The following is a 12,585-nucleotide window of genomic DNA, read 5'->3' as shown; positions in this document are numbered from 1 at the left end:
CCTTCGTGTCCTCTGAATCCAGCACCCCGCTGCCTCCGCAGCGGCTGTGGAGCCGGAACTTCATCCTCACCTTCACGACCAACCTGTTCCTGTCCCTGGTGTTCTACCTGCTGGTGACGGCCATGGCGCTCTACGCGGTGAACGAGTTCCAAGCCTCTGAGGTCATGTCCGGTTTGGCCGTCAGCGCGTTCGTGCTGGGCGCCGTGGTGGCCCGATTGTTCTCCGGCCAGGCCATGGAGTTCATCGGACGCAAGCGACTTCTGATCTCCGCCCTGGCCCTCTTCCTAGTTGCATCGGCCCTGTACCTGGCGGCCGACAGCCTGGGCCTGCTGATCGCCGTCCGGCTCGTCCACGGTCTGGGGTTCGGGGCGGCGAGCACGGTACTGGCCACCGCGGTCCAAGGCATGATCCCACCCCACCGCCGCGGCGAGGGCACCGGCTGGTTCGGCACGTCCATGAACATCGGCGCCGCCGTCGGCCCGGTGCTGGCCTTCCAGCTGACCGACCGCTTCGGCTTCGATTCCCTGTTCATCGTGTGCACCGGTTTCGCCGTCATCGGCCTGCTGGCCGGCTTCCTCGTGCAGCTGCCGGCCGTCCTACGCCACGGCAACGGATCCCGCCACCGGTTCTCCCTCCGCAGCCTGATCTCCGTGCCGGTCCTGCCCGTCGCCTTGGTCATCCTCATGGCCGGCCTGGCCTACTCCGGCATTCTGGCCTTCCTCAACGGATACGCCCAGGAACAGGGCATCGGTCCTACCGTCACCAGCCTCTTCTTCGTGGTCTACGCGACGGTGCTGGTGGCGTCCCGGTTCATCGTGGGTCCGGCCCAGGACCGGTACGGTGACAATGCCGTGGTCTTCCCGCTGCTGGTGCTCTTCGTGGCCGGATTGGCCGTGCTGGCACTATGGCCGACCACTGTCGGCATCCTGCTCTCGGCCGGCCTGTGTGCCCTCGGCTTCGGCTCCACGCTCACGTCCCTGCAGACCGTGGCGGCCACCCTGGTGCCGTCCTTCCAGATCGGCGTGGCCACCTCCACCTTCTTCCTCCTCTTGGACGTCGGTACCGGCTTGGGCCCTGTGCTGCTGGGAGCCCTGCTGCCGGCCACGGGGTACTCCGGGATGTACCTGCTGTTGTCCGGCTTCGTCGCGGTGGCTCTGGTGGCCTACTGGTTCGCCCACGGACGCCGGGCCGGCTCAACCCCGGCTGGTGGTGCGGACCATGGCCACGGCCAGGCCGAGTAGGACGGCATAGGCAACGCCGACCAGCACCCAGCCGAGGACGAATCCGCCGGTCAGCTCCACGATCGCGCCCATCCCCACGGGACCGACGGCGAAGCCCGCGTACATGCCCATGGTGGTGGTGCCGCTGGCCGCGCCGATCCGGGTGGCGTCCACGGCCTGCATGGTCCCCGCATTGACGACCACATTGGTGCCGAGCACGGTCAATCCGTGCAGGACGACCCCGGCCCAGAACAGGGCGGGCAGATCCCAGAGGGACGAGGTGGCCATGCAGGCCATGCCGAGCAGGGCGCCGGAGGAGATCAGCAGTAGCAATGTGCCCGGCCGGCGCCCGGCACCCAGGGCACGGCCCCAGTAGATGCGGCTGGCCACGCCCACCACTCCGGAGAGTCCGGCGGCGAGGCCTCCGATGAGCAGGCTGTAGCCGTGGTCCCGCACCGCGAAGAGCGGCAGATACACGTTGGTGGCCTGAGTGCCCATGCCCGAGAAGAAGGCGACGGCGGCGAACAGCCAGACCTGGACCGGCAGGGAGGCCGCCGAGCCGGGGCGCCGACGCCGGAACCGGTCCGCCAGGACATTGCGGACGGCCGACCAGTCCGTGGGGTCCTCCGGCGGGATGTGGCGCAGAGACCACCACAGCAGCACCAGCACCCCCGCGGCGGCGGCGAGCGCCGCACCGGACCAACCGGCCCAGAGGGCCGCAGCCGGAAAGAGCAGCCCGGCCACCAGTTGGCTGGCCTGGACCCCGGACTGTTTGACGCCGATCCAGCCGGACCGCTTGACGGCGGGCACGGCCGAGTAGATGACGCGGTTGGTGGTCGGGTTGGCGATCACCTGAGCCGGCCCGACGAGGACGCAGGCCACGATCAAGGTCCAGTACTGCGGGCCGAGGGCCGAGACCAGCAGCGCCAGCACGGTTCCGCCGTAGTTGAAGACCAGTTGGCTGCGGATGCTGAGGACGTCGGCGAGCCGTCCGATCACCATGGAGGAGACGGCGGCGCTGACGAACAGCACCGTCACGAGGAGGCCGAACTGGCCGGCCGAGACCCCGAGCTCCTGGATCAGCAAGTCCGAGGTCGCCGAGAGCCCGTAGTTGAGCAGCGGGCCCACGCCCATGGCGATGAGCAGCACGGTCAACAGCGCCGCGCCGGCCTTCGGCACCTCCGGTTGCGGCGCCGGCGTTGCCTGGCTCACTCCATTCCTCGATTCCCTAGCGACTCGGAAAACGCCTCGGCGGCCTGCTGGAGCTGGTCGATGAGGACCGACAGCCCGGCGTCCGGCAGCCGCTCCGTGGGGGCCACGACGGCCAAGCCGGCCACAGTGCGGCCGGTGACATCCCTCAGTGGCACCGCGATGGCGGAGATCCCCTCCGTGCTCTCGCCACGGGACACCGCGTAGCCGGCCTGTCGGATTCTAGCCAGCATCCCCGTCAGGTCCGGCACGGTGTCCACGGTGTGGTCCGTCAGCTTCTTCAGACCACCGCCGAACATTCCGGCGACGTCGGCCGGGGCCAGATCTGCCAGCATCACCCGGCCTCCGGCCGTGCCGTACGCAGGCATCCGGGCGCCGATGCGAGGAGAAGCGCGGAGAACGTGGGCGGACTCGATCCCGTCGACGAACTCGACCTCGGAGCGGACCAGCACGGACAGGGAGACCGACTCCCCCGTGGCCGCGGCCAGGGACTCCATGGGGCGGTGCGCGGCCCGCCGGATCTCCCGGTTCTCCATCCCGCCACCGGCCAGGGAGAGCAGGGCGGCACCCGGTCGGTAGACGCGGCTGTAGGGATCCTGGACCACGTAGTCCCGCGAGGCCAGCGTGCCCAGGAGGCGGTGTGCGCTGGACGGGGCGATGCCGAGGTCCTCGGCAATCTCCCGCACGCGGACGCCGCCCTCCGCCATGACGCGGTCCACCACTGTCAGTGCGTGGACCACGGACCTGATCTCCGTCATGGCACCCTCCTCGTCTATCCCTGCGGGCCGTTGTTCCGTACATCAGAACACTTAGCTGAATCGTTCCGCCTGATGATCTCGCATCCTACGCTTCTGGAAACACCGGAGTCACCATCCACAGCAGCCGGGACAGCCACACCGGCACGAGCAAGGAGCACCGATGAGCACGACCGCGAGGACATGGACGAGCCCCCGGCGACGCAGCCGCTGGCTGGCACCACTGCTGGCAGCACCCTTGCTGCTGACCGCTTGCGGCGGTGGCGGCACCTCAGGCCAGGAGTCCGGCGCTGGAACAGGGTCGCCCGCCGAGGGCGCCGCTACCGGAACGGGCGGGACGGAGGGCACCACGGAGGTCCGGGTGGCGGACACCGCCGGCATGCCCTCGGCCTTCCTCCAGTACGGGGTGAACGAGGGCTACTTCGAGGCGGAGGGCCTGGACGTCACGGTGGACGTCAGCATCGGCGGTGCCGCAGCCGTGCCGGCCGTGGTCAACGGAGAGACCCAGTTCGCCGGCTCGAACACCGTCAGTGCCATCCTGGCCGCCAGCAAGGGCCTGCCCATCACCATCGTGGCAGCCGGCACCCGCACCGTGGCGGAACCCGCCGAGGATTTCGCCCGCATCGTGGCTTCCAGCTCCAGCGGGATCGAGGAGGTCTCCGACCTCGAGGGCGCCACCATCGCGGTCAACACGCTGGAGAACATCAACGACGTGGTCATCATGACCTTGATGGAGGATGCGGGCGCGGACCGCGAGCAGGTCAATTTCGCGGAGATGGGCTTCTCCGACATGCTCCCGGCGGTGGCCAACGGCCAGGTGGACGGCGCCCTGCTCATCGAACCCTTCGTCACCATGGCACTGGACCAGGGGGCCGTGGAGGTCGCCAGCCCCTATACCGAATCCCGGCCGGACATGATGGTGGGCACCTACATGACCTCCGAGGACTACGCCGCCGAGAACCCGGAGGTGGTGGAGGCGTTCCAGCGGGGCGTCGACGCCACGGGCCAGGCGATCGCCGAGGACCCGGACGCGTTCCGTGAGGCCCTCCCCGAGGTCACCACGATCGAACCCGACCTCGCCGGCCAGATCCACCTGCCGGTCTGGAACGCCAGCGTGGACGAGGAGACCCTGCAGTTCCTCAACGAGCGCATGGTCCGCTATGGGCTCATGGACGAGGAGATCACCGTGGAGGACATCGTTACCCCCGCGGCCGAGTGACCCCGTCCCGCACCACCGCCGACGACCACCCCCGAGAGAGACAAGGACCCCCGCACATGACCAGCCCCGCCGCAGCCCCCCGCCCCTACCGCCGTATCGCCACCGAGGAGGCCTGGGCCCCGCCGGAGATGTTCGACCTCTTCCGCCGGATCCTGGGCGAGCACCCTGAGGACGATCCGGGCTTCATGAGCCTGATGGGTTACTACGCGCTCGGCGACGGGGAGCGCCCGCGGTTCATCCGGGAGCGCATGGTGGACACCGAGGGGGTGCGCCTGCAGGAGATGGACGCGGCCGGCGTCGACCATCAGATCCTGGCCCTGACCGCACCGGGGACCAACCCCCTGGCCGCCGCCCAGGCCACCGACCTCGCCCGGGTGGCGAACGACCACCTGGGGGACATCGTCCGGAAGCGGCCCGACCGCTTCTCCGGGCTGGCCGCCGTGCCCTTCACCGCAGCCGATGCCGGCGCCGCCGAGCTTGAGCGGGCCGTCACGCAACTGGGCCTCAAGGGCGCCATCCTGAACTCCCACGTGCGGGACCGCTACACGGATTCCCCCGAGTTCCTGCCGTTCTACGAGGCCGCCGCGTCCCTGGGGGTGCCCGTCTACCTGCATCCCAACGCCCCCTCCGCCGGCCTGTTCAAGCCGCTGCATGACCGAGGCCTGGACGGCTCGATGTACGGCTTCGGGGTGGAGACCGGCCTGCACCTGATGCGGCTGGTGGTCTCCGGGGTGTTCGAGCGCTTTCCGGCCCTGAAGCTCGTGGTCGGCCACCTCGGCGAGGCCGTGCCGTTCTGGCTGAACCGGATCGACTACATGTACGGCAAGCAGGTGGCCACCGGCCGCTACGCGCACGTGAAGCCGCTGCCGCTGAAGCCCTCGGAGTACATCCGCCGCAACGTCTGGATCACCACCAGCGGCATGCCCTGGGAGGACGAGATCATGTTCGTCCGGAAGATGATGGGTGCGGACCGGGTGATGTACGCGATGGACTACCCGTACCAGTACGAGCCCTCCGAGGTGGAGCTCCAGGACAAGCTGCCGCTGACGGACGAGGAGAGGTTCGAGTTCTTCGAGGGCATCGCCACTCGCGTGTTCGACTTGGAGCTCTGACCCCACACCTTTTCAGTCGAGTTGGGGTGGGTCTTCTGCGAAACCACCCACCCCAACTCGACTGAAAGCGTTGGTTCGGGATCAGGAACCGAGGCGGGATCGCAGGGCGGCGAGTGCCGCCGTCGCCGCCGTCCAGAGGGTGGGCTCCGGCACGGGGACGAAGCGGGGCGAGTGGTTGACCGGCATGGTGCCGGACTCCACGGTGGCCGCGTCGAAGCCGCCGAAGAACCAGAACACGGAGGGTACACCGAGCGCCCCGGGCAGGGTGCCGAAGTCCTCGGAGCCCATCCGGGGTTCGCCGTCCAGCACGTTCTCGGCACCCAGGGCGCCGCGCAGCACCTCGGCGAGCGCCGCCGTCGCGTCCGGGTCGTTGAGGTTCCGCGGGAAGCGGTACAGCTCCTCGATCCGGGGCTCGGGGGCGCCGGAGGCGGCCGCCTCGGCGGAGATGATGCGGCGGATCGCGGCCAGGACGCTCTCGCGGACGTCGTCCTCCATGGTGCGCACGTTCAGCGTGAACTCGGCGGTGGCCGGGATGATGTTCTCCTTCAGGCCGGCGTGGAAGGTGCCCACGGTCACGACGGCGGCCCGGCGGGGTCCGATCTCCCGGGAGACGATGCCCTGGAGGCGGGTGACGATGTGCGCCCCAAGCACGATGGGGTCGATGGAGTCCTGGGGCTGCGAGCCGTGGGACTGCTCGCCGTACAGCGTCACCTTCCAGGAGTCCGCATAGGCCATGGCCGGCCCGGAGACCACCTCGACGGTCCCGGCCAACCCCGGCATGACGTGCTGCCCGTAGATGATCTCGGGCTGCGGGGCCTTCTCCCACAGGCCGTCCTCCACCATCGCCTGGGCACCGGCCGCGGTCTCCTCCCCCGGCTGGAAGAGGAGCACCAGGGTGCCGGACCAGCTGTCCCGGTCCGCAGCCAGGACCTCGGCGGCCGTCATCAGCGCGGCCACGTGGGTGTCATGGCCGCAGCCGTGCATCACCGGCACCTCGGTGCCATCGGCCAGAGTGCCACGGGCGGTGCTGCGGTAGTCGACCGTGGAGTCCTCCTGGATCGGCAATCCGTCCGTGTCTGCCCGGAACCCGACGACGGGCCCCTCTCCGTTGCGCAGCACACCCACGACGCCGGTGCCGCCGCAGCGGAAGTGTTCGATGCCCAGCGTGTCCAGGTGCGCCTCGATGAACGCCGCCGTGGCGTGCTCCTGCATGGACAGCTCCGGGTTCGCGTGCAGGTGCCGGTAGAAGTCGAGCATGCGTTGGCGCAGCTCAGCCGGAATGTCCGGATACTCGCTGATGTCGGTCATGGGTGAGTCTCTCCTTCGGTGGTGGTGGGCTCGAACGGCTCGCGCTTGCGCACGTACCAGCCGATCACGAGGGTGACGATCACGGAGATCGCCGTGGCGGCCATGCCCAGGGCGGGCACCAGGGGAACCAGCACGAACTGCACCAGGGCGGCCACGACCGCGGCCACCGCCGTGGCGCGGACCTGCTTGAGGGAGACGATGGCCTGGATGATGACCGCGCCCAGCACAGCGGGCAGGACGTACACCCGGACCACGTCCGTGACGGATTCCGGGATCACGCTGATGAGCCAGGTGCCGAGGATCCCCACGAAGACGAGCAGGGAGAGCAGGTGTACGAAGGCCGCACCGCAGATGGCCATGACGGCCGCGAGGCCGCCGCGGTGCGTCCCCGGCCTGGCGTCGATCCGCGCCTGGGCGATGAGGGCAGAGGGCAGCAGCTTGTTGGAGATGTTGCCGATCATGAACGCCTGGTACATCGAGGCCGGGCCCAGGATCGGGAAATAGGTGATCGGCTCGATGATCCAGATGACGAAGAAGGTGCCGGCGACGGCGGCGAAGGCCGTGAAGAGGGCGGTGGCGGTCACGCCGAGGTCGGCGAAGAAGACCAGGTAGAGCGGGCCGGCCAGGGAGAAGACTAGGCCGGCCAGCATGGTCAGCCGGCCCCACCGCGAGGTGGTGGCGTCGAATTCGGCCATGCTGCCCGGCGACGCGGCGGGTGTGGAGGTGGTGGCGGTGGCACCGGATGTGGTGGCGAATGGTGCGGTCATCAGGACTCCTGGCGATGGAGGGAGGTCAAGGGGTGTGCGGGGCGGGCGGGCTCAGGCGGCGGGCGCGAACCCGGCGGCCTGGGCGAGGTAGGCGGCGGCGAGGCCGAGGAGGATGGCGATGCCGAGTCCCCACTCGCGCAGCCACCGCATCCCCGGCAGGCGGGCCAGCAGCAGGCACGCCCCCATCACTAGCGCCGAGGCGGCCAGGGTGATCACGTGCACGGAGCTTTTGGGCACCTCGGCGAAGCCGAGGGAGAGGAAGGCACCCAGCAGGGCGGCCGCCGGGACCACGGTCATGAGAGCCGGGTTGACCTTGGCCATGCGGTGCTCGCCCTTCTTCAGCAGGGGCGTGAGGATCAGGGTGGAAAGCATCCACATGGCCCCGCCCAGGCTCATGGCGAAGAACATGATGGCGAATGCCTGCTGGTCATAGGAGGGACCGCCCAGTTCCGCGCCGACCGTCCCGGCTGCGATGCTGGCGGCGGCCGTCTCATACTGCACCGATCCGATCAGGCCGATGCGGACCAGGGTGGCCGGGGTGCCGAACAGGGCCAGCAGGGCGACGGCCACGAGGACGACCGCCAGCGAAGGACCGATCGCCGCGATGGCCCCGGTCCGGAACGTGGTCTTCAGCTCCTGTTGGCTCAGGCCGGCGGCCGGCGCAGCCTTGCGGGCGGCCATCATGTAGATCACCGATTGGATGGCGATGACCAGGAAGACGCCCAGGGCACAGATCCAGAGGACGGGCATGTTGGCCAGGGCCAACACAGCATTCGGATCCGAGCTCGGGTCGGCGGCCTGGGCGGCGGCCACGCTTGCTGCAGCGATCATGGCGGTCCTTCGATTCGTGAGTTCGGTTCCAGTGCGGAGCCCGGAAGCAGATTGATGCAGTTGGTCGCTACCATTGTGGTGTGCGCTACATCACTTCGTGGACATTCGCAGGAAATTTACACTCGTTGGCTGCTTGGGGAAGATCATGAACAATGACCCCCGGCTCCTGGATGAAGGCGATCTCCAACTGGTCCATGCCCTGCAGATCGGCCCACGCTTGCCATGGACGGTCTTGGGCGAGATCCTCGGCCAGCATCCGACCTCACTGGCCGCCCGGTGGCGCCGACTCGAGCGCAGCGGCTCCGCCTGGATCACCGCCCACCCTCTGGGGCACCCGGATCAGATGGCCCTGTCCTTCCATGACGTCCGGTGCCAACCCGGCCACCGGCGGCAAGTTGCCGAGGCCATCGGCAGGATTCCGGAGGTGTTCTCGGTGGAGGAATGTCACCGGGACCGGGATTTCATGCTGACCGTCATCTCCCCCGATCCAACCCAGCTCACGGAGATCGTCTATCCGCAGCTCGAAGACATTGCCCACCTGTCCGGCTATGAGTCCACCTTCTGCACCCGCCTGCACCGCACCGCGGCCAACTGGGAACTCGATGCCCTGAGTTCCGCTCAGCGGCGCGCACTCCGTGCGGCCGCCGGTCCGCCGTCGGCACCCGAGGCGCACCCGGGGCCCCCGCCGCCGTCCTTCGGCCCCATTCTGCGCGTCCTCGGCCGCGATGGCCGGGCTTCTGCGGCACAGGTCGCCGAGGCCACCGGCCTGCACCCGGCCACAGCACGACGCCGGCTCCAGCGGGTGCTGGACTCCGGCACCTTGAGCTTTCGCTGCGACGTGTCCCACCGGGCCACGGGCTATCCCGTGATGTGCCAGTGGTTCGCCCGGCTCCCGGCCGCCGACCACGACGCAGCGGCCACCGAACTGGCCGGGCTCGGCGCCCTGCGCCTGTGCGCCTCGACGACGGGCCGTTCCAACTTCATGTTCATGATGTGGCACCGATCCCCCACGGACATCATGGCCTTGGAGCGGCGGGCATCAGAGAGGCTGCCCCGCCTGGAGATCCGCGAGACCGTCATCATCTCGAATATCCCCAAACGTGCCGGGTGGCACTTGGACACCGACGGGCGGCGGCAGGAGGACTTCGTCGAGGTGGGCCACCACTGGGATTGATGCAGTCCTTCAGCAGACCGTCCAGAGGTCGATGATGACCCGGTCGGGCTCACGGCGGCCGGAGCCGATGACCACGGTGGACTCCAGCCAGGACCAGGTCTCGCCGGCCACCTCGAAGCGGGGCGCGCAGCGGAAGTAGATCCGTTCGGCGGGCACCCGTTCACCGCGGGCCAGGGCGGAGATGTCCTCGGCCGAGCCCGTGCGGTAGGCCGCGTTCATGACGTAGAGCCGGTCGCCGTCGTCGGTCTCGATGACGTACCGGGCATCCAGGTCCGAAGCCGTCTCCGACTGGATGAGCTGGAAGTCCGCCCCGCCGGGCAGGATGCGACCGTTCAGCCCGGGGCCGGTGACGGTGCCGCCGGAGATCGGGATGACGCGGCGCAACCCCCGGTGGGTCCGTCCGACCTCCACGGGCTCGGCCACGTCCACCGCCACGGTGGCCAGGAACTCGAGTCGGGGCGGCGTGGGGCCAGCGGTGGCGTCGGGGCGCCCGGCGGTGGAGACAGAGGCCGGCGCCGAGGAGGCGGGGGTGGAAATCTGGGACATGAGCACCACGCTAGGGCCGGCTCGCTGCGGACGCCATGCACATCCTCCGTGCATCCGATGCACAGCGAATTCCGTTGAGATCACCAACGGTCAGGGGCACCATGAGGTGTTATGGATCACAGCACCGTTTCCCAGCCCCGCGCCTCGGGTGGCCCTTCTCCGGACCCCGCATCCGTCTCATCGCCCGGTCCCCACACGGCCACCACCGCCGGCACCGCGCCGCGCGCCGGCCGGCCCCGGGACCTCGTCGCCGTCAACATCGGCAATGCCCTGGAGTGGTTCGACTGGAACATCTACGCGATCTTCGCGCCGTTCTTCGCCGCCCAGTTCTTCCGCGCTGAGGACCCGGTCTCCAGCCTGCTCTCCACGCTGGCCGTCTTTGCGGTCGGTTTTCTTATGCGTCCGGTGGGCGGGTGGCTGTTCGGCCGGCTGGCGGATGACAAGGGGAGGAAGTTCAGCCTGACCCTGGCCATCCTGCTGGCCTCCTTCGGTTCCCTGCTGATCGCCGTCGCACCGACCTTTGACGCGATCGGTGTGTGGGCCGGCGTCGTCCTCCTGGTGGCCCGCCTCATCCAGGGCCTGTCGCATGGCGGCGAGACCGGCAGCGCGTTCACCTATCTGGCGGAGATCGCCCCGCAGGACAAGCGCGGCTTCTGGGCCTCTACCCCGTGGCTCGGCGTGGGGGTGGGCACCATGCTCGCCACCGGCGTCGGCGTGCTGCTGACCGCACTGCTCTCCGAGGCGCAGATGGCCGAGTTCGGCTGGCGCATCCCCTTCGCCGTCGCGGCTGTCCTCGGGGTCTATGCGCTCTACATCCGCAGGACCATGAATGAGTCCGAGGTGCATACCGAGCGCAAGGAGCGTGACGAACGCGAGGGTGCGGACTCCCAGTCCCTGCGGGAGGTCTTCTCTGAGCTGGGCCGCGAGTGGAAGCCGCTGCTGCAGATCGTCGGCCTGACGATCTCCGGCGTGGTGGCCTTCTACACCTGGTTCATCTTCGCCCCCGGCTACGCATCACGCGAGTTCGGCATGGACCCGAACGCTTCCCTGGTGGCCGGGTTGTGCGGACAGGCCGTGTTCCTGGTGGCCATCCCCGTGATGGGCAGACTCTCCGACCGCTTCGGGCGCAAGCCGGTGCTGATGGTCTTCGCCGCCGGCTTCGCACTCGTGGCCTTTCCCCTGGAGTGGATGCTCGGCCCGAGCCCGTTCATGCTCTTCCTGGCCATGGCCGCCGGCTCGCTGCTGCTGGCCGCGAACTGCGCCCCGCTCGGCGCCGTCTTCGCCGAACTGGTCCCGACCAAGCTGCGAGCCACGCTGATCGGCGTCGGATACGCCACCTCCGGGGCGATCTTCGGCGGCACGGCGCCCTATCTGAACACCTGGTTGTCCAGCATCGGGATGCACGGGCTGTTCGTGGGCTACATGATCCTGCTCTGCCTGGTTAGCGTGGTGGTCATCATCAAGATGCCGGAGACCGCCCGCCGCGACCTCCGCTGAACCCGCCGGCACCGGTCCGGCAGGAAGACGGGGACGGGTGCGACTCACACTGCGCCAACTCGAACACTTCTGCGCCGTGGCCCGGACCGGCAGCATCAGCGCCGCGGCCGCCCAGCTGAGGGTGTCCAGGACCTCCATCACGGAGGCCCTGGACACCCTCGAGCGCATCTCCGGCACCGTGCTGTGCCGCCGCAGCAAGGCCGAGGGCGTGGTCCTCACCGCCTCCGGGGAGGACTTCTTCGTCCGGGCGCGCTCGGTGCTGGACCAGGCCCTTGACCTCGAGGTGCCCGACGGCGACCGGCAACTCGGCGGAACCCTCGCCATCGGTTGTTTCCGGTCCCTGGCCCCGACGGTCCTGCCCGCGCTCTGGTCCGAGTTCGCCTCCCGGCACCCCGGCGTCACCGTCTCTGTGACCACCGGGAACCGGGCCGAGCTCGTGGAGCAGCTCTCCCTCGGAATCCTGGACGTGGTCCTGGCGTACAACCTCCATGCCCTGCCCGGATTGGGCTCCGCCCGCCTCTACGACACGACGATGTACGCCCTGTTGCCGGCCGATCACCGCTTCGCCGAACAGGGACGGGCACCCCTGGCCGAACTGGCGGCGGAGCCCCTGCTGCTCATGGACGTCTCCCCCAGTTCCGACGACATCCTCTCGTACTTCGCCCACCACGGTGCGGCCCCGAACGTGCGGATGAAGTCCCCGGACTTCGAGCTCATCCGGTCCCTGGTGGCCCGCGGCCTGGGTTATTCGATCTTCATCCAGCGGCCCCGGCAGGACGTCTCCTACGAAGGCCTGCCTGTGGCCTGCGTTCCCCTGGACCCTGTGCCCCACCTGGAACGGGCGTCCATCGCCTGGGCGGAACGGAGGAGGCTGCCCGCGCCGGGCCGGAGCTTCGTGGACCTGGCCATCGCCCTGGGTCCGCAGGTCGCACCGGCGCCGTGAAGGC

General features: G+C 69.2%; 12 protein-coding genes. 6 read left to right on the top strand and 6 right to left on the bottom strand.

Features of this window, described 5'->3' with window-relative positions; genetic code table 11:
• Positions 1–5 precede the first annotated feature (5 nt).
• Positions 6–1,241: an MFS transporter gene (locus IEX49_RS12480; RefSeq protein WP_229672639.1), complete on the top strand. Its 1,236-nt coding sequence runs from the start codon at positions 6–8 to the stop codon at positions 1,239–1,241.
• Here the strand turns inward: IEX49_RS12480 and IEX49_RS12475 are convergent.
• Together IEX49_RS12475 and IEX49_RS12470 are read right to left on the bottom strand one after the other, a co-directional pair.
• The gene (locus IEX49_RS12475) at positions 1,194–2,432 is read right to left on the bottom strand and encodes an MFS transporter (RefSeq protein ID WP_229672638.1); all 1,239 of its coding nucleotides are present in this window, start codon (positions 2,430–2,432) and stop codon (positions 1,194–1,196) included. The two genes, IEX49_RS12480 and IEX49_RS12475, sit on opposite strands and share 48 nt — an antisense overlap.
• On the bottom strand, positions 2,429–3,187 hold the full coding sequence (locus IEX49_RS12470; protein ID WP_188806489.1) for an IclR family transcriptional regulator: 759 nt from the start codon (positions 3,185–3,187) through the stop codon (positions 2,429–2,431). Before IEX49_RS12470 ends, IEX49_RS12475 begins: the two co-directional genes overlap by 4 nt.
• 160 nt (positions 3,188–3,347) lie before the next feature.
• Here IEX49_RS12470 and IEX49_RS12465 point away from each other — a divergent pair, with 160 nt between their 5' ends.
• Positions 3,348–4,403: an ABC transporter substrate-binding protein gene (locus tag IEX49_RS12465; protein ID WP_188806488.1), complete on the top strand. Its 1,056-nt coding sequence runs from the start codon at positions 3,348–3,350 to the stop codon at positions 4,401–4,403.
• A 56-nt stretch (positions 4,404–4,459) separates the two neighbouring features.
• Complete coding sequence (locus IEX49_RS12460; protein WP_188806487.1) at positions 4,460–5,515, top strand: amidohydrolase family protein; 1,056 nt, start codon at positions 4,460–4,462, stop codon at positions 5,513–5,515.
• 81 nt (positions 5,516–5,596) lie between these two features.
• On the opposite strand, the gene IEX49_RS12455 is transcribed toward IEX49_RS12460, so the two are convergent.
• Genes IEX49_RS12455 through IEX49_RS12445 form a run of 3 tightly spaced genes read right to left on the bottom strand, consistent with a single transcriptional unit; the run spans position 5,597 to position 8,421 of the window.
• Positions 5,597–6,823 (bottom strand): amidohydrolase, encoded by a 1,227-nt coding sequence (locus IEX49_RS12455; RefSeq protein ID WP_188806486.1) that lies wholly within the window; start codon positions 6,821–6,823, stop codon positions 5,597–5,599.
• On the bottom strand, positions 6,820–7,590 hold the full coding sequence (locus tag IEX49_RS12450; RefSeq protein WP_373286732.1) for a hypothetical protein: 771 nt from the start codon (positions 7,588–7,590) through the stop codon (positions 6,820–6,822). The genes IEX49_RS12455 and IEX49_RS12450 overlap by 4 nt, the downstream gene beginning before the upstream one ends.
• 51 nt (positions 7,591–7,641) lie before the next feature.
• Complete coding sequence (locus IEX49_RS12445; protein WP_188806485.1) at positions 7,642–8,421, bottom strand: DUF5058 family protein; 780 nt, start codon at positions 8,419–8,421, stop codon at positions 7,642–7,644.
• 145 nt (positions 8,422–8,566) lie between these two features.
• Here IEX49_RS12445 and IEX49_RS12440 point away from each other — a divergent pair, with 145 nt between their 5' ends.
• Positions 8,567–9,595, top strand: coding sequence for an Lrp/AsnC family transcriptional regulator (locus IEX49_RS12440; protein ID WP_188806484.1), 1,029 nt, complete (start codon positions 8,567–8,569; stop codon positions 9,593–9,595).
• A 9-nt stretch (positions 9,596–9,604) separates the two neighbouring features.
• Here the strand turns inward: IEX49_RS12440 and IEX49_RS12435 are convergent, their stop codons facing one another.
• On the bottom strand, positions 9,605–10,141 hold the full coding sequence (locus IEX49_RS12435) for a DUF3237 domain-containing protein (RefSeq protein WP_188806483.1): 537 nt from the start codon (positions 10,139–10,141) through the stop codon (positions 9,605–9,607).
• Between the two features lie 111 nt (positions 10,142–10,252).
• Between IEX49_RS12435 and IEX49_RS12430 the strand changes: the two genes are divergently transcribed.
• A complete protein-coding gene (locus IEX49_RS12430) occupies positions 10,253–11,638 on the top strand; it encodes an MFS transporter (protein ID WP_188806482.1) in 1,386 nt (461 codons plus the stop codon).
• A gap of 37 nt (positions 11,639–11,675) precedes the next feature.
• Positions 11,676–12,581, top strand: coding sequence for a LysR substrate-binding domain-containing protein (locus tag IEX49_RS12425; protein ID WP_188806481.1), 906 nt, complete (start codon positions 11,676–11,678; stop codon positions 12,579–12,581).
• Positions 12,582–12,585 lie beyond the last annotated feature (4 nt).

This window comes from Citricoccus zhacaiensis (genome assembly GCF_014645315.1).
Classification (GTDB): Bacteria; Actinomycetota; Actinomycetes; order Actinomycetales; family Micrococcaceae; genus Citricoccus; species Citricoccus zhacaiensis.
This window is presented reverse-complemented; position numbering and strand designations above follow the sequence as displayed.